General features: G+C 57.2%; 9 protein-coding genes. 6 read left to right on the forward strand and 3 right to left on the reverse strand.

From position 1 onward, the window contains the following. Window positions 1-219: 219 nt before the first annotated feature. Window positions 220-1,803 (reverse strand): phytoene desaturase family protein, encoded by a 1,584-nt coding sequence (locus tag O3S85_RS14270; protein ID WP_269541188.1) that lies wholly within the window; start codon window positions 1,801-1,803, stop codon window positions 220-222. A 220-nt stretch (window positions 1,804-2,023) separates the two neighbouring features. Between O3S85_RS14270 and O3S85_RS14275 the strand changes: the two genes are divergently transcribed. The 5 genes from O3S85_RS14275 to O3S85_RS14295 all read left to right on the forward strand — a co-directional run bounded on the left by O3S85_RS14275 (window position 2,024) and on the right by O3S85_RS14295 (window position 13,155). Beyond that, window positions 2,024-3,490 carry a NarK family nitrate/nitrite MFS transporter gene (locus O3S85_RS14275; RefSeq protein ID WP_269541189.1) on the forward strand — a complete coding sequence of 489 codons (1,467 nt, stop codon included), beginning with the start codon at window positions 2,024-2,026 and terminating at the stop codon, window positions 3,488-3,490. Window positions 3,491-3,594: 104 nt separating this feature from the next. Continuing rightward, window positions 3,595-4,215 carry a DUF4202 domain-containing protein gene (locus O3S85_RS14280; RefSeq protein ID WP_269541191.1) on the forward strand — a complete coding sequence of 207 codons (621 nt, stop codon included), beginning with the start codon at window positions 3,595-3,597 and terminating at the stop codon, window positions 4,213-4,215. Between the two features lie 147 nt (window positions 4,216-4,362). Next, complete coding sequence (locus O3S85_RS14285; protein ID WP_269541192.1) at window positions 4,363-10,461, forward strand: transglutaminase family protein; 6,099 nt, start codon at window positions 4,363-4,365, stop codon at window positions 10,459-10,461. Between the two features lie 63 nt (window positions 10,462-10,524). Further along, a complete protein-coding gene (pheA, locus tag O3S85_RS14290; RefSeq protein WP_269541194.1) occupies window positions 10,525-11,589 on the forward strand; it encodes a prephenate dehydratase in 1,065 nt (354 codons plus the stop codon). 687 nt (window positions 11,590-12,276) lie between these two features. Next, window positions 12,277-13,155 (forward strand): MBL fold metallo-hydrolase, encoded by an 879-nt coding sequence (locus O3S85_RS14295; protein ID WP_269541195.1) that lies wholly within the window; start codon window positions 12,277-12,279, stop codon window positions 13,153-13,155. Between the two features lie 27 nt (window positions 13,156-13,182). Here O3S85_RS14295 and O3S85_RS14300 read toward each other — a convergent pair whose 3' ends face one another. Next, window positions 13,183-14,379, reverse strand: coding sequence for an AI-2E family transporter (locus O3S85_RS14300; RefSeq protein ID WP_269541197.1), 1,197 nt, complete (start codon window positions 14,377-14,379; stop codon window positions 13,183-13,185). Window positions 14,380-14,549: 170 nt separating this feature from the next. Continuing rightward, window positions 14,550-14,831 (reverse strand): glutaredoxin family protein, encoded by a 282-nt coding sequence (locus O3S85_RS14305; RefSeq protein WP_269541199.1) that lies wholly within the window; start codon window positions 14,829-14,831, stop codon window positions 14,550-14,552. Window positions 14,832-14,954: 123 nt separating this feature from the next. Here O3S85_RS14305 and uvrA point away from each other — a divergent pair, with 123 nt between their 5' ends. Next, window positions 14,955-17,774: an excinuclease ABC subunit UvrA gene (gene uvrA, locus O3S85_RS14310; RefSeq protein ID WP_269541200.1), complete on the forward strand. Its 2,820-nt coding sequence runs from the start codon at window positions 14,955-14,957 to the stop codon at window positions 17,772-17,774. The last annotated feature ends 39 nt before the right edge of the window (window positions 17,775-17,813 follow it).

A 17,813-nucleotide genomic window follows, 5' to 3' on the forward strand; every position in this document is an offset into this window, starting at 1 on the left:
GATGAGTCGGTTAAACAGGTGGCGGCCGATATCCCTATCGGCCAGAGGCGAAGATGAATTGATTGAATAAGTCCGTGATGGGTGATTCCCACGTGAGTGTTCCTCTTCAAACCATGACTTGAGGTTGCATATTCTGGCCGGTGGGGACACCGGCCGCCACCCCATTATTACTTGCGCAAAGGCTGACTCAGACGTTGCGGCTTGTCTGGAGACTGCGCCCTACCTTAGCCAGCGTTTCTGTTCCTTGAGCATCAGCTTCGCCGTGTTGTGGCCGCTGGCGCCCCAGACGCCGCCACCGGGGTGGGTGCTGGCACCGGTCAGGTAGAGGCCCTTGATCGCGGGGATCTTGTAGCTGGAAAGCTCGGGCATCGGGCGGAAGCAGAACATTTGGTCGAACGACATTTCCAGGTGCATGACGTTGGCGCGCAGCATGCCGTGGAGGCGCTCGATCTCAAGCGGGGTCTGGATGTAGCGATCGATGACCTTGGCCGACGTGCCCGGGGCGTATTCATCGACGGCGGCCAGGAGCTTGTCGGCCTCGCGGTCGGCAATGTCGTCCCAATGCTCGCCGTTGCGCAGCTCGTAGGGGTGATATTGGCCCCAGACAAACATGACGTGTTTTCCCTCGGGGGCAAGGGTGTCGTCGAGGCTGGAAAACGTCATCACGAGCGGGATAGGCTTCTCGGGCGGGCGGCCCGCCAGGTAGTCGCCATAAGCCGCGTCGAGCGCCTCGCGGGATGGGCAAAGGAGCTGCAGCCCGCGGTGCATTTCGCCCACGCCCTTGTCGTCGACTTGGAAGCCCGGGTAGTCGGGCAGACTCTCCATGGCGCAGCGGACGATCATGCCAAAGCCGTTGCCGACGCGGAGCGACTGCGAGCGCTGACGAATTTCATCGGGCAAGTCGGGGCAGTCGGCGAGGAAGTTGTCCAGTGTCGTCTTAATGTGCGTTGCGGCGACGACGGCCTTCGCCTCATGGCGGTCGCCGTTTTCCAGCTCGATGCCGGTTGCGCGGCCATTGCTGGTGATGATGCGCTTCACGGGCGCGTCTTCAAAGACGTCGCCACCGTCGGCGATGATGCGCTTTTTGAGCGCCTGGGTCAACGCGCCGCTGCCGCCCTTAGCCCGCTTCATCCCCGACTGGTGATACATGGAATGCCAGCCGGCAAAGTCGCCCGAGGCCGCCTCCGAGGGCGGGGGGCCGCTCTGCGCGGCGAGCCAGATGATGGCCGTGCGCAGAGCCTCGTGCTCGAAGGTTTCCAGGACAAGCTGGCCGTAGGGGCCCATCAGCTTGCGGATCATGTTCATGTGGTCGCTGCCCTTGAGAGAGCGCCCGAACATCGTGCTGACGAGGTTCCACGGCGTCGGCGGCTTGAGAAAGGCGTCGAACACGCCCTCGTTGAGCTTGCCCCAGGCGTCGACAAAGGTGCGGTAGGCCTCGGCGTCCTTGGGACTGATCTCGGCAATGCTTTGGCAGGTCTTTTCGACGTCGCGGTAAAAGGCAATGCCCTTGCCGGGCTGGCCGGGGAGGGGGTAGTAGGCCCAGGGGTCCATCTCCAGGTATTCGAGGCCATACTTTGCGAGCTCGAGATCGGCGAGGACTGGCGTCTGGTGGATCATCACGTGGGCGGAGCTGCCGACGTCGATCTTGTAGCCGGGAATCTTCGTGGTGTCGGTGCAAACCGCACCGCCGACGGTCCCGCGCCGCTCAAACACGGCGACCTTCTTACCAGCCTGCGCAAGGTAGGCGGCGCAGATCATGCCGTTGTGCCCGGAACCAACGATAATTGCGTCATACGAAGACATGCGGTAACCGTGCGGGAAGAATGTGGTATGGCAAGCTTGATGGTGGGTTGGGTGTCAGGTGGCCCGGGTGGCTTGAATGTCAAGTTTGCGTTGGTTCCGTAGTATTAGGAGTCGTTCATTGGGTTTTGCTTATGAGGCGTATTCATGTAAGAATCGGAAGCGATAAGCTGATTTTGTAAGCGTAAGCTGTTGGCATGCCATTGGCTAAAGGTGGGTGCCCATGCCGAACAAGCTAAACTTATTGAATCTGAACGACGCCGGCATTCGCACGCTGCACATGGCGTGGTTTGCGTTTTTCCTGACTTTTGTCATGTGGTTTAACCACGCACCCCTGGTGATCGCGATCCGTACCGCGTTTGATCTGTCCGACGCGCAGTGGAAGGCGCTACTCATGCTGAATGTCGCCATGACGATTCCCGCACGGGTGATTATTGGCATCCTGGTGGACCGCTTTGGGCCGCGCCATGTCTTTAGCTTGCTGTTGGTAATCGCGGGCTTGCTGTGCGCGTTTTTCGCCCTGGCGCAGAGCTATAATCAACTGGCATTGGCGCGCTTTTTAATGGGCTTTGTTGGGGCGGGCTTCGTGATCGGCATTCGGTTGGTGGGTGAGTGGTTTCCGGCCAAACAAGTCGGTCTGGCCGAGGGCATCTACGGTGGTTGGGGCAACTTTGGCTCTGCGGCCGCCGCGATGACACTGCCTACGCTGGCGCTGATCTATGGCGGGGAAAACGGCTGGCGCCTTGCGGTGCTGTCCACCGGTACGATCTCTGTGGTTTACGGCATTATCTTCTTTAAATTCGCCCGCAACACGCCGAAGGGCTCCACGTATTTTAAGCCGAAGAAAAGTGGTGGTTTGGAGGTCACCAGCCGCAAGGATTTCTACTTCCTGCTCGGCATGAATGTACCGATGTATCTTGCGCTGGGCGTGCTGGCGTGGCGTCTCTCGCCCACGGGCGTTGGCTTGCTGAGCCAAGGAGCGGTGTATGCGATCTACGCCGGGCTCTTGGCGCTCTACGCCTACCAGGCCTCGCAAATTTACCGCGTGAACAAGGACATGCTGCGCGATGGCGTGGACGAGATTCACCACTACGAATTCAAACAGGTGGCGATCCTCAACGTGAGCTACTTCGTCACCTTCGGCTCGGAGTTGGCGGTGGTTTCCATGCTGCCGGCGTTCTTCATCGACACCTTTGGGCTGAGCCCCGTTAAGGCCGGTCTGCTGGCCTCGGGCTTCGCGTTTATGAACCTGGTGGCGCGGCCGACGGGCGGCTTGGTCAGTGATAAATTCGGCCGCCGCAAGAGCATGATCGTGCTCATTCTGGGCCTCGCGGTGGGCTACCTTGCGCTGAGCCAGGTCAACAGCTCGTGGCCGGTGTTTGCCGCCGTGACGGCCACGATGATGTGTTCCTTTTTCGTGCAGTCGGGCGAGGGTGCGGTCTTTGCGATGGTGCCGCTCGTCAAGCGCCGCATGACAGGGCAGATCGCCGGGATGACGGGTGCCTATGGCAACGTCGGCGCGGTCTGCTTCCTCACGATTTACAGCTTCGTCGATGCCTCGACTTTTTTCATGGTGATCGGCTTTTTCTCGCTGCTGGCGCTGGGCGCGTCGGTCTTTCTCGCCGAGCCCAAGGGGCACACGGCGGAGGTCATGCCTGATGGCAGCGTCCAGTATATCAAGGTGTCTTAGGCGTGGGTATGATTGTTGACGTCGCACTTGAGGTTCAGTTCAAAAATCTGAAAAGCCAAGCTCCGGCGTCGACAGGCACCGGAGCTATTCTTTAAATGATGGGCATGTTTCAAATTTCCATCCCCGATACTGACATTGCCAACCGCGAGCGCTTTGACCAGACCGTCGCGCGCTTTGACGCCATCAACCGCGAGGACCCGGCACAAATCACCTTTGAAGGGGAGACACATCCGGCGGAGTTTCTCCTCGCTCAGGCGCTCTGCTACCGGGTCATCCAGCTCGCCCCCGAGGCCTCGGAACCATTGCTATTGGCCAGCCGTTCGCAGCATCTGCGCCGCTGGGAGCGCCCCCGCAGCGAATACCCGGAGGGGCGTGCGGGGTATCTAAAGTGGCGCGCCGACCTGAAAGTCTTCCACGCCGACGAGACGGCCAAAATTCTTGAAGAATTCGGCTACGACGCGGAAACGATCGAGGCCGTGCGCGAGCTGAATTTAAAGAAAAACATCAAGCGCAACGCCGACTGCCAAACCCTCGAAGACGGGCTTTGCCTCGTCTTTCTCCAGTTTCAGTACGAGGGCATTATTGCGAAGTATGAGGCGGACAAGGTGATCGACATTCTCCGCAAGTCAGCCGCCAAGATGAGCGAAGCCGGCCTCGCTGCCGCTGGCAACCTCAGCTACTCCCACCGAGGCCGGGAACTGCTCGGCCAGGCGTTGGCAGGTTAGGGACGCATTGGCCTTGCCTCGCTAATTTCGGGATTCCTTTATGAAAAATTCTTCTGGGGCGTGGCTTTGACCTCGGTTGATATTATTATGTCATAAAATTCCACGAGACTATTGACTTCTTGGGTTTGAGCCCATCGACTCTCGCGCATGCTGTACCATTTGCGTGTCCCGCTCGTCTTGGTTTTCATGTTTAGCCTGTTGGGTATTGCGTCTTTGCAGGCGCAAATGGATGCCGTGTTGCGGGAACCGCCAGCGATCTATGAGGAGAAACTGGTGCCGCTCATGACGCCGATAGAAGAGCTGCTGGAGGCGAGGGACAGCTTTGACCCTGAGCAGTCTGATGGCGCATTTCTCCTGCTGGAGGATGTCTTCTACATTGATGAATCCGGCAAGCAATACCAATTGCGGCAGCGCTCTTACGTGGCGGTGACTGACGCTGAGGTAGATGATATTTCGGAAGAGGTGCACACGTATCGTCCACTACGCGGTGAGAAGATTTATCTGATCAAAGCGGCCTCGGTGCTGGAGGATGGGACCGAGGTGGAAATCGACGATGCTGGCATCTTTGTCCAGACGCCCGAGCGTGAGGCCGACAGCAAGATTTACTCCGGCACCAAGGAGATGAAGCTGATTTACCCGGAGATTAAGCGCGGCTCGGTGACCCACAGCATTGTGTTAATCGAACAAGACGGGCGTATTCCAGGGCACTTTACCGATGGTTCTAGCTGGGCTAGTTCTTGGCCGCGCAAGCGTCAGCGCGTGGTCGTCGATCTCCCGGAAGAGTGGGCCGGGCGACTCAAATCCGCAACGAAAGGGCCGATTCCCGAAATGCGCGAAATAGACGTGGAAGAAGAAGGGCGCGTGCGGTTGGTTTGGGAAACAGACGACATCCCGATCCGCCGTTGGGAGGAGCTCGGAGGCTACGCTTTCGATGTCGGGCCCTACCTGCGTTTGTCTACTCTGGCTGATTGGGATGAGTTTGCCGCGTGGTATGCGGGCCTATTGGATGAGGCCAATACGCTGACGCCCGAGGTGAAGGCGCTCGTGCAGGAGTGGACTGAGGGCGTGGACTCCCGTGAGGAGATTATCCGCATTCTCTTCGAAAAGGCGGCGCAGGACATTCGCTATACGAGCATAAATTTCAACAACGGCGGCATTGTCCCGCAGTCCTGCGAAAGCTTGTGGAAAAACAAATATGGAGACTGCAAAGACAAGTCGAATTTCCTGCGCTTGCTGCTGGCAGAAGAAGGGATCGAGGCGCACCTGACATTGCTGAATACGGATCAGTTGGGTTTGGTGGACCCGCGTTCGCCAGACTATCGGTATTTTGACCACGCCATCGTGGCCATCGATGACGAGGAGGGCGGTTATTTGTTCTGCGACCCGACGATTTCGTATGGCCAGCCGGGGTATCTCTCGCCACGTTCGTCGAACCGCGCGGTCATGATTGTCGATGCGGAGCAGCAGCGGGGTATTTGGGCGCGGACACCCAAGGTCAGTGCCGGGCTTTATCAACTGGATTTCGACCTGACGCTGGAAACCGACGGTGCGCTGAGTGGTTGGTTGACCTTCGTCACGGAGGGCTTTTATGCATCGGGCAGTTATCACCGTTTTCGTAGTGAGGACCGCATCGCTCTGGGAGACGATGTGCGCTCACAGGTGCGGCGCTATTACCCCGACGCGGAGATTGTCGATTTCGAGTTGTCGTCATACGAGGAGTCTCCCACACGGTTCGAGTTGCGCGTTTATTTGATCAACCAGGGGACGCCGCTGGGGCCGCAGCAGGCCAATTCAGTGACCTTTCCCAAAGTCGATTGGCTGTTCCCTTATCTGGGCCGTCGCAGTGAAGTGAGCCGTGATGTATTTGTCTGGACGGACGAGATCGACATCAAGGCACGCATCACCTTACCCAATGGCTGGACCGCAAACGCTTTGCCCAAACCGATTAGTGTCGAGGCCCATGGTATCGACGCCCGCGCCAGCTACGAAAAGACACCCAGTGTGGTGACGCTGATGATGAGTGGCGAATTTCTGGAGAGCCGCATTACGCCGGCGGAGTTTACGCCATTTTATAACGCCGTGAAAAGCATGTCCGCTTGGTTAGCCACTCCGGTAATTGTGGCACCAGGTGAGTTCGAGGCGAGCGAAAGCCAGGATGATGCGCCAACGCTGGGCAATTTCCCGGTCATGCCCACGGGCGAGGGCCAGATAAAGCTGGCACTGGAGAAATACCCACGCAACCGCGATGAGGACCTCTACTGCCAAGCGCTGGAGCGCGTTATCCAATATTTTCCCAATGACGGCGTCACCGTTTTCCGTGCGAAGATTCGCCTGGGTTGGGTCGACTGGTCCAATGAGCGAGAGGAAAAAGCCTTGCGAGACATTCGCGAGTTACTGACGACTTACCAGAACGTACTCGATCAGGGAGACATCGGATGGGGGCGCTATTTGGAAGCACTGTGCCTGAGGGATCTTGGCCGGGATGAGGAGGCATTGGCGGTACTTCGCCAGATTGCCGACAACGAGAAGTTTTACGAGTTTCGACGTGGCTGGGCCGAGTATGAGCTCGGGCTCATGCTGGAAGAAGACAATCCTCAGGAGGCGATAGACTGCTTTTACCGGGCAGTGATGTTTGATACCGGGGATGAAACTTACCATTTTGAGAAACTTGCCGAGGTCTTGCTGGAGCAGGGCGACGGTGCGCGACTGGAGGCGATCTTCAAAGAGTTTTTCCAGGACTACCCGGACTACAACGAGACTTTGCTGATCGCCATTACTGAGACCGCTGAAAAGTGGTCGGCCAATGAAAATGCAAGTCTCGTCCCGCCGTTACTGGTTGTCTTGAGAAATGTAAACGCCGGTGAGGCCGGTGGCGCTCAAGTAATGCAGAAGCTCGAAAACCTCGAAGCTACAGCGGCTGAACAAACGAAATACCGTGTACTACAGCAGACGCTCGCAGACTACATCGCCGAGAATGAACCAAGCTTCTGGGCTGCGACCACGCCCGCTGCGGACTTGGAAACCCGCGAAGATTTTATCGAGGCAGTGAAGCATTTCGAGGCTGCTTGGGACAGGGATCGCGCTGCCCGGCACGCGATCGAGAATGTGCTCCGTTTTGAGCCGAATGCGAGTTTCCCATACTACATGTGGCGTGCATGTAATTACTTGGAATGGAGAGACCGCGAAAATGAAATTACCGACACAGAGCTCACTGATAAACTCCTTTCGCTGGGCGAAATGCTTCCGCCGGACACCGATGATTATAACAACATAATCTTCAACCGCGCGTTCTACTACCGTAACCGCGAGGAGTTTGCCAAGGAGGTGGAAGTTTACGAGCAAATCGAAGCCATGGAACTTTCCGAAGCCTGGCACAAGGCGCTTTTTACCCGAAAGGCCATTGCGCAGGAGAAGCTGGGGCAGCATGAGCAGGCCGCCGAGACTTACGTGCGTTTAATGCCGCAACTGGTCGATGATGCCGACCCGATGGAGCAGATCAATCGCGCGGTTTTGATTTATCTGGAACTGGGCAAACTCGATGAGGCCAAGTCGATTCTCAATAGTGTGCAAGCCTACGAACAGGATGTCTGGTCTGAGTCGAGCTACAGCACGCAGATGGAGAATCTGCAAAAGCTGATGACGTATCAGGACGGGCAGGGTATGGATGATTATTGGGAGGCGACCGCGGCATGGTGGCCGCAGTGGGAGGCGCTGAAGGCCAAGCTGCCGGAGAGAACTGCTTTGGACGGTGGACTCCTGCCGCCGACCATGATCAACGGCGACAGCCTATATAGTAATTTGGCCAAAGAAGCCGGTTCGGACAAGGCCGCCTTTCTCCGCAGCTTCGACCGCGCAATGCGCGCCGCTCGCTGGCAGCCCGAGGGCAATGCGGCCATTACCTCCTACGGCAGTTTATTCAGCAGCACCTTTCCGGAGCAGGCTGCCGAATGGCGGGAACTCGCCTTGGCGATGCACGCGAGCATGCCGCTGGATTATGATGAGGCCCTCGCGAAAAGCAGCCTGGTGTGGTGCATGATCAACCAGATAGACCTTGGTCGCCAGGAAGAAGCACTCGCCACCGCCCAGCAGTTCTACGCAGATTATCAGGGGGAAGAGCCAGCGGACCACATTATGAACCGGCTTTACGGCATCCTCAGCTTGCAGCTCAATGATAACCTGGAAGATGCCGCCAGCCGACTTGAGCAGGACTTAACGCTCGACGACACTCATTTACGCGCGAATTCAGTCATCGGTTTGGCGAATATTTATCGCCGCTTGGGCGATTCTGAGAAGGAGAAGGAGCTGCTCACCGCTGAATTGGAAAACGCAGATGTTAAAGCCTCAGGCAAGTGGTATGAGCGCCTGAAAGACCGGCAGAAGACAATGTTGCTGGCGGGCAAGACAAACGCGGATTTTCAGAGCGCCGTTGATGATTGGATGGCCGTGCACCAACCAGTTTGGTATGAATACGCGGAGCCCAAATCGCTCAAAGATTTCCGGTTGCGGAACCTGCCCCGCGTCATGGATAATCCTTACACCGTTTTTAACGAACACGAGGTTTTCAAACTCAAGATGCTGGTTGCCGAGGCTGAAGAGCTGGAATTGGAGCAACGGCTTGGCTTCTTTAATGACGCGGTCATCTATCGGATAAATTACACCGCTGAACCGGCCCAATATCGTCAGATGATCATAGACATTCTCGACGATGAACGCTTCCCGGATCAGGTGCGCCTTTTCTGGACTTTTATGGGGCTGTATTACGCGGCACACCGTGGTGATGCCGCTGATTTTCAGATTCTGTATGAGCGCCCGGAAGTGTCTCAATTGAATAGCCTGCAAAAGGAATACCTTACCGGTTTAAAGCAACTCGCGACTTTGGATCACGCGGATGCTGACGCCTTGATTGCTTATGAGGAAGAGCTGCTGGAGAAGGGGACGCTCAACTCGATTGAAGCGACTAACTTTTTGGTCGTTATCGATTGGTTGCTAAATCTGGGCCAATACGAGGCTGCCCGAAGGCTGTATCAGCAGACCAAGTCATTGGCGTTTGGGGGAGACGCCAGTCAAACACTGGTATCCTGGCGCCTTGAGCTGCTGCGTACCATCAAGGCTTGCGAGGGATACGCGGCGCTCCACGACATCCTCCGCCGTGGCGCACTGGAGCTGTTGCCAGATAAGGACATGGAGAAACCACGTAATCTCTACCGCCACGAGTCCTTGAGTGAATATGACAGGATGGGCATGGAAGAGGCCTTTGCCATCTTATCTTATTTGGTGGCCACCGATAACTATCCGCGGGACAGCTTATGGTTCTGGCACCTCTTTTATGGACTCTGTGCTTATCAGCCTTCCATCGACGATGTGGAGGTGATGACCGTGTTGGCGGAGGCAATCGCTGCTGCGGAGAATGACTCGGATCGCGCGGATTTGATCAGCATAATGTATAGTTCTGCCGACTATGATGAGCCCGCTATTCGTGAGCGGAGTAGCCAGATTGTTGCTCCTTGGCGAGATGATGTGGGCAGCCCGATGAGCAGCGGCCTGATCAAAGCACACGAGGTGGATGTTGCTATACGCGGTGGCGACGTGGAAGACATTGAGAACCGGGCCAGTGCGGTTGATCACCCATACAATTCCAACTGGGCGCATCAGCGCATCATGCAGTATTATTTGCAACAGCAGGAGAAGGCGAAGCTCGTCAGCTACATCAAATCACTCAGCACGGATGAGCTCATGTCGCCCTCTATGTTGGAACTGACGTTACAGGCGTTTGAGCTCGCCGCGATGGATGACGAGCGCGAACTGGCCTCGGAAGATGCGCAGCGGGAGGTCTACCTGTCCGTGCTCAATTCGTGGGCAACGGATGACAGCAGTACGGCCAGTTGGGCGATGTCGATGGCCGAGGTCTTGGAGCAGCCTGAGTTGCTGCCCGAGGATTGGAAGACGCACATGGCGGCCAATACTATTGGCATTAGTAAGCTGATGTTTGAGCTGCGAGTGGCCGAGAGTGAAAAGGATTGGCCCAAAGCGGAGCAGTGTGCTCGCGCCATTCTTGAGCGTTTGCCGACTTTCTATGAATTCCACTGGCGGCTTGGTCGGGCGCTTTATCAACAGGGGAAGCGGGCTGAGGCGGTTGAACCGCTTGAGGTTTACGCAAAGTATTCCCATGACCAGATTGAGTATCCCACCGCGAAAAAATGGCTGGCAGAAATCCAGGCAGAGCAAGAAAGCTCGCGCGCCAAATAACGGCTTCTTGCGAGGTCGTCATTTTTCCCTTTCCCATTGGCGCGGACCCCTTATCGTTCCGGCATGGATTTGAATCCCGTCCGTGATAAAATTGATGCCATCGACCGCGAAATCATCGCCAAGCTGAACGAGCGCTTCCGCCTGGCGCATGAGGTGGCGCGCGTCAAGGCCGAGGCGGGGTTGCCCATTTACCATCCCGGGCGCGAAGAGGCGCTCATGCGTAAGTTGACGGAGATCAACGATGGTCCGCTCAACGAGGCCGGGATCCGCGCCATTTACCGTGAAATTATTTCCGCAATGATCAGTCTCGAAGAACCGTTGACCATTGCCTATCTCGGGCCGGAGGCGACCTACACCGAACAGGCTGCGCGTAAAAACTTCGGGGCCCAGCCACGCTATGTGCCCATGGCGACTATCCCTGATGTGTTTGCCGCCGTCGAAAAGGGCGAGGCGCACCATGGTGTGATCCCGATTGAGAACTCCACTGGTGGTGTCGTTATCCACTCGATCGACATGCTCGCAGAGACGAACCTGACGATCATCAACCAGATTTATCTGTCCATCGAGCACTGCCTGATCTCCAATTCCTCGCTGGAAGCGATCAAGGAAGTGCACTCTAAAGACCAAGCCCTGACGCAGTGTCGTGATTGGCTGGCGCGTCATTTGCCGCATGCCCGCCAGGTCGACGCCGACAGCACGGCCCAGGCGGTGAAACTGGCCGGTGAACAGTCTGGTGTCGCCGCGATTGCCAGCGAGCTCGCGGCGGTCAAATACGGCGTGCCCGTCATTAAACGCAACATCCAAGACGTCAGTAACAACGTGACGCGTTTCCTCGTGCTTGGCCGCGAACCGGTCGGCGACAGCACGGGCCATGACCGCACCAGCCTGATCCTTTCAATCAACGATGAGCCCGGCGCGCTGGAAAAAGCGATTCGCCCATTCAGCTCACGTGGGCTGAATATGACCAAGATCGAGTCGCGCCCCAGTCGTCGCAAAGCTTGGGACTACCTGTTCTACATCGACATCGACGGCCACTGGCGCGACGAATCCGTTCAAGCCGCCGTTACGGAACTCAAGGCCAGCTGCCCACTGGTCAAGTGGCTCGGCAGCTATCCGGTGAAGGACTAATCGGCCTCTGTCTCGCCTCGCAAACGTCCCTTAGCGTGGCTGTTAAATCGATCTAACTGAGGTAGCGCGGAGCGTCCCCGCTCCGCAAGGATTGAGGTCGAAAAATCGAAGGTTCAAACGACGCTGTTTGCGCCCATACAGCTTCCAAGAACTGATTTTACTCGTCAGCGCTGCTGGCGTAGCGGGGACGCTCCGCGCTACCTTTTTGCAAGTTTTTTTCCATAAATGGCCGCCAAGAATCTTGCCTTCAAGCCCGCATTCCGCCATACTTTCAACATGAAAAGTTGGCGAGCTCCAAGCCTCGAGAGCATCTTAAGTATCGCCGACTGAGCGACCAAGCGTCGCCGACTGTTACCCGAAGCGTCGCCGACGCTTCGACAGAGTGTCGCCGACACTTCCTCCGAGTCATGACCTAAGGTTGGTCAGACACACGGGCTGGTTTGAGGCAACATAAGCCAATGTTTGCACTAACCCTAGGCCGCCGCTTCCTCATCCGCCTTGAGCGAATTCATCAGCTTGGGCAGATACTTCTCGCGGGGCAGGTGTTAGGAGGTCAGCTGCCAGTCGTGAAGTGGCTGTAGCCACCCGGTTAAGGATTTGTCTAAGTCTTCGGTTCTTTTAATGGGACAAAGTGCTTCCTAAAAGTTTCCTTTGCCAGTTGAGCGAAAATGCATGTTTAATTAATACATGCGTCCAAATATTACAGCCTCTTCAACCGCGCTCTTTTCGACGTGGGTTTTTATTGAGAATTTCGGTGTCTTGTTGGATGCTGGAGACGGAGTTAGCGCATCCTTGGGTCAGAAGAGCCGAAAAGTCCGGCATGTGTTCGTGACGCATGCGGACCGTGATCACATCTGTGGTTTGTTGCAGCTCAATCAGCTAAATGCGCGTGACGGCATACCAGCAATTTACTTCCCGAAGGACTGCGGTTCTTTTCCCGCTCTGAAAGAGTTTTTTTCGAAGTTCGATCCGCAATCGGGAGTCGCTACATGGACTGGACTCCAAGCTGGTGAGAGCATAAAATTGAAAGGAGAGCTTTTCGTCGAAGCGAGAACATCATTGCATGTAGTATCTGGTGATTTATGCAAAGCGTTAGATTATACGATCTGCTCATCACGTCGAACATTGAAGGCTGACTATCGAGATCTTCCCGGAAAGGAAATAGCGGCTTTGCGTGAAGCTAATGGTGAAGAAGCAATAACAGAGATGCGAACGGAGAAGCTCATCGGATATTCTGGTGATGCGCCGGAACTGGAGCCGAAACACTGGGAAGGCGTTCGGATATTAATACACGAGGCGACGTTCTTAGAGACTGAAACCGCACGTAATTCCCATTCCAATCTGCCTCAAGTGCTTCGCGCGGCCTCGCAACTTCAGTTGGAGGCGCTAATACTGATTCATTTTTCAGCGCGTTACTCTAAAGAAGAAATTGATGCAGCGATTCTGGCTCAGGCAGCAAGCTTATCGCCGAGTTTTCCTATCTATGCGGTGTACCCTGGAGAGGTGAAAACCGACATCTTGGCTTCGGTTCCCCTCTGGGAACCAAGCGCACCGCCGACTACTTGATACAATTAGGCGATAGCAATTATCTTGCTACGCCTCTGCCGCTTCCTCATCCGCCTTGAGCGAATTCATCAGCTTCGGCAGATACTTCTCTCGGGCGAGGCGCCAGAAGACGAGGAAGAACGCCGTGAGCGGGATGGCCATGATCATGCCGAGGATGCCGCCGAGCGCGGTGCCCCAGAAGAAGATCGAGAAGATGATCAGCATCGGGCCCATGCCGGTTTTGTCGCCCATGATTTTCGGCGTCAGCACGTAGTCTTGGATGACTTGCACCACGGCGAAAGTCAGCAGGCAGAAGCCGACGGTCGGCCAGCCGCCGCCAGTTTGAAAGAACGCCAGCGGCAGCACCACCGTCACACCAAGGATGGTGCCGAGGTAGGGGACGATGTTGCCAAGGCCAACCATGATGCCGAGCAGGATCGCAAACTTCAACCCGCTCAGGCCAAAGCCAACGGCGAACATCACGGACAAGATCAGCCCGATCAGGATTTGTCCGCGGAAAAACGACACCAGGATGTCCACGAACTGCTTGATCAGAAACATGATGTCGTCGCGCCATTTCTTATCGATGAACGAGAGCTGCGAGTCGATGTCGCGCCACTTGTCGCGCTGGTTGTCGAGGAGGTAAAATAGGTAGACGGGCACGACGGCGTAGGCCGCGATTTTGGCGAACAAAGACATCAGAATTCCACCAGCGGTGCCGAGGGTTTTCAGCGTTTGCTCGACGGCGGTTTTGATGCTGGAGCTGTGCTCGGATACGAAGTTCTTGATCAGCACATCAATGGGCTCGCCGCCGGTTTTTTCCGCAATCCAGTCCTTGAGCCAGGGTGCCTTTTCGGAAGCGAAGTTGACGACGTTGCCCGCGAGCTTGGGGGCGCTGTCGATCAGCTCAATGCTTTGCTTGAAGATCAGCGGCGCGGCATAGGAGGCGAGGGCCGCCAGGGCGAGGAGCACGAGGGCAAAAAGCAGGCCAATGCTCTTCACGCGGCTGAGCTTGAGCTTGGTTTCGAAAAACGTCACGATGGGCCGGAGCAGGGTGGCCAGGATCGCCGCCAACGCCACGGGCAGCAGCACATCGCTGAAGGTGTTGACAAAGCTGCGCAGCAGCAGAAATAGCCCGTAGATCGCGCCGAGCACAATCACGCCCGCCAGCACGGTGAGCCCCGCGCCGACGATGTTGCGTTGAGTGGGAGAGAGCAGTCGCTTAAGTGGAGCGTTGTCAGCCATACAGTATCCGGATTAGAAAGTGATTCAATAACCGTGGCGAGCCCATTTCCGAAGTGTGGTTACGGGCTGCACAGAGCACGATTCTTTGGTCGGATGCTGATAATAGCTGGCAAGTCGTCCCATCGCCATTACAAGATGGCGTTGCGATTGTAAGGCGCGCCGCGGACGGCTCAATCGTCTTCCAAGTGGTCGCTGAGGCCGAGGTCGCGGCGCACTTGTGGCTCTTCCGCCAGCTCATCGAGGAATTCATCCACGCTGAAATCCGCCACCACGAAGTCGCCGTATTCGAAGGTCGGCGTGAGCGATTGGCCGCTGATTTCGATCATCCGCTGCATATTGCTGCGGCTGCGGGTTACATCGCGCACATCCAAGTCGACACCGTGTTGTTGAAAGTAAGCGAGTGCCTCATTGCACCAGGGGCAGCCTGGTTTGATGTATATGATGGGTTTCATTCTTAAGTAATAGTCAATCCCGCAAACCCTTGGCTGGCAACCCTAATCGGACATTTTCGCCCCCGCTTTCCTCGAACGCAAACGCTCGACAAGGCCGCCGCGAGCCCCAACGATGAACGGCTTATGGACATCCACATCAAAGGCGCGCGCGAACACAATCTCCGCAATTTGGAGGTGCGAATTCCGCGCGACAAGCTGGTGGTGATCACCGGCGTGAGCGGCTCGGGCAAGTCTTCGCTGGCCTTCGATACGCTCTACGCCGAGGGCTACCGCAAGTATGTGGAAAGCCTCTCCACGCGCGCCCGCCAACTGCTGGAGCAGGTGAAGCGGCCGGAGGTGGACTTCATTCATGGCCTGTCGCCCGTGGTGGCCATCGAACAACGCGCAGCCGCCGGTGCGAACCCCCGCAGCACGGTCGCGACCGTCACCGAAATTGCCGACTATGCGCGCCTGTTGTGGTCCGTTTGCGGCGAACAATTTGACCCCATCGACGGCGGCAAAATCGAACGCCGTTCACTCGATGACTGCATCCGCCGTGTCTATCAGGAGCCGGATAATTCGCGCCTCATGCTGCTCGCGCCGCTGATGACGGCCCGCGCGTCAGTGATCCGCGAAGAGATTCCCCATTTGCGGCAAAAGGGCTTCCAGCGCGTGCGCATTGCGGGCACCGTTTACGAGCTCAACGACGCGGAGAAGTTTCCCAGCCAGCCCGGCGAGCTGGAGCTGGAGGTCATCGTCGACCGCATCGTCCTTCGCGAAGACCAGCGTTCGCGCATCGCTGACTCGCTAGAGCTGACGTTCCACGAGGGCAAGGACCGCGCGCTAGTGTTGGCGCAGGAGAACCGCGATGCGCCGTGGAAAGAGATTCGCTTGAGTCGTGCACTGGCGGGCTCGAAGTCGGGCGTGGTTTACGATCCCCTGACGCCGCGTCACTTCTCGTGGAACCATCCCGAGGGCGCTTGCGAAACTTGCGGTGGGGTGGGGCAGACGCGCCAGTTTAATGAGCAACTCCTCGTGCCGGACCCCTCGAAGTCCGTGAAGAAAGGCGCGATCAAGCCGCTGCGCCTTGGCTCGAAGGCGATGATCATTAAGCACAACGCGATCCTCAAGCAGCTGGCCGAGCAAATGCCCTTCGACCCGAATATCGCATGGGAAGAACTGCCGCACGAAACGCGCGACGAAATTCTCGGCGGGACCGGCGACCGGTTGTTTAGCTTTAAGCTGAAAAAGGGCAACGCCTCGCCCGAAGCTTTGCCGTGGAATGGCGTCATGGACCTGCTGGACGACATTCGCCGCGAGACTTCCAGCGACGGCCTGCGTGCGCGTTTGCTCGCGTATCAAGTAGCGTCCGAGTGCCCGAGCTGCCATGGCCAGCGGCTCAATGCCCGTGCGCGCAATGTGCTCGTGAGTGGCAAACGCTTCACGGACTTTCTATCGCAAAGCATCAAGGACGCGCATGACTTTGTATCGCAAAGCTTGCTCGGCAATGAACGTTTGACTGCCGCGCGTGAAGCCTTGATCGGCTTGGAGCAGCGGCTGGGCTTTCTCGAAGAAGTCGGGCTTAACTACATGACGCTGGACCGATCCTACGCGACCTTGTCCGGCGGTGAGGCGCAACGCGTGCGCTTGGCGACGCAGCTCGGCATGGGCCTGGTGGGCGTTTGCTACGTGCTGGATGAGCCAAGCATCGGCCTGCATCCCTACGACAACGAAAAGCTGATCCAGACCATGCTCGACATGCGCAACCGCGGCAATGCAGTCGTCGTCGTCGAGCACGATGAGGCGACGATGCGCGAAGCGGATTGGTTGATCGAGCTCGGGCCCGGCGCCGGCGCGCATGGCGGCGAGATCATTTTTGAAGGCACGCCGAAGGATTGCGAGTCGCACCCGAAGTCGCGCACCGGCCCGTATTTGTCAGGTCAGCGCAAGCTGATGAAGGACGTCAAAGACCGCAATGCGGACTACGGGCGCCTGACTGTGCTCAATGCGCGGGAGCATAATTTACAGGGGCTCAATGTCGGCTTTCCGCTGAAGCTGTTGACCGTGGTTTGCGGCGTGTCGGGCTCGGGCAAGAGCACGCTGGTGAATGACATTCTCGCCAAGGCGGCATCGTGGAAATTGAACGGCGCGAAGCAAATTCCCGGTGCGCATGACGGCATCGACGGGCTGGATAATTTCAAGAGCGTGATTCGCGTGGACCAGTCGCCAATTGGCCGCAGCCCGCGTTCGAATCCCGCGACCTACACCAAGATCTTTGACCATCTGCGCGACTTGTATTCCAAAGCGCCGCTCTCGAAAGTGCGTGGCTACAAGGCGAGTCGGTTCAGCTTTAATGTGCGCGGCGGGCGCTGCGAGCGTTGTCAGGGCGATGGCCAGATCAAGCTGGATATGCAGTTCCTCGGCGACGTGTTTGTGGAATGCCCGAGCTGCCACGGCCAGCGCTACAACCGCGAGACGCTGGAAGTGCGCTTCAAAGGCGTGAACATTGCCGAGGCGCTGGAAATGACCGTCGATGAGGCGATGGCGCTCTTTAAAAACATCCCGAAGATTCATGAGCGCTTGCAAACGCTGTCCGCCGTGGGTTTGGGCTACGTGAAGCTCGGGCAGTCGGCGAACACGCTGTCTGGCGGCGAGGCGCAGCGCATCAAGCTGTCGCTCGAGCTGGCCAAGCGTCAGCAAGGCGAGACGCTTTACCTGCTCGACGAGCCAACCACGGGCCTGCATTGGGAAGACGTGCAAAAGCTGCTCGATCTGCTGTTCCAACTGCGCGAGGCGGGCAACACGATCATCCTGATCGAGCACCACAGCGACGTGATTCGCCTGGCGGACTGGGTGGTCGAGCTTGGGCCGGGTGGCGGCGTCAACGGCGGCAAGCTGGTCTACGAGGGCAAGCCAGCGGGGCTAATAAATTGCGAGGAATCGTTGACGGGCAGATTTCTCTAGCTTTTCTCGGAGTAGCTTCACACTATCCCCCCTTTGCTA

Origin of the sequence: Cerasicoccus sp. TK19100 (genome assembly GCF_027257155.1) — a bacterium.
GTDB classification, from domain to species: Bacteria; Verrucomicrobiota; Verrucomicrobiia; order Opitutales; family Cerasicoccaceae; genus Cerasicoccus; species Cerasicoccus fimbriatus.

What these genes read in the sequence shown, in the direction of transcription:
- O3S85_RS14270 (WP_269541188.1), bottom strand. Translation starts at nt 1,803, where the DNA reads ATGTCTTCGTATGACGCAATTATCGTTGGTTCCGGGCACAACGGCATG.
- O3S85_RS14275 (WP_269541189.1), top strand. Translation starts at nt 2,024, where the DNA reads ATGCCGAACAAGCTAAACTTATTGAATCTGAACGACGCCGGCATTCGC.
- O3S85_RS14280 (WP_269541191.1), top strand. Translation starts at nt 3,595, where the DNA reads ATGTTTCAAATTTCCATCCCCGATACTGACATTGCCAACCGCGAGCGC.
- O3S85_RS14285 (WP_269541192.1), top strand. Translation starts at nt 4,363, where the DNA reads ATGCTGTACCATTTGCGTGTCCCGCTCGTCTTGGTTTTCATGTTTAGC.
- pheA (WP_269541194.1), top strand. Translation starts at nt 10,525, where the DNA reads ATGGATTTGAATCCCGTCCGTGATAAAATTGATGCCATCGACCGCGAA.
- O3S85_RS14295 (WP_269541195.1), top strand. Translation starts at nt 12,277, where the DNA reads ATGCGTCCAAATATTACAGCCTCTTCAACCGCGCTCTTTTCGACGTGG.
- O3S85_RS14300 (WP_269541197.1), bottom strand. Translation starts at nt 14,379, where the DNA reads ATGGCTGACAACGCTCCACTTAAGCGACTGCTCTCTCCCACTCAACGC.
- O3S85_RS14305 (WP_269541199.1), bottom strand. Translation starts at nt 14,831, where the DNA reads ATGAAACCCATCATATACATCAAACCAGGCTGCCCCTGGTGCAATGAG.
- uvrA (WP_269541200.1), top strand. Translation starts at nt 14,955, where the DNA reads ATGGACATCCACATCAAAGGCGCGCGCGAACACAATCTCCGCAATTTG.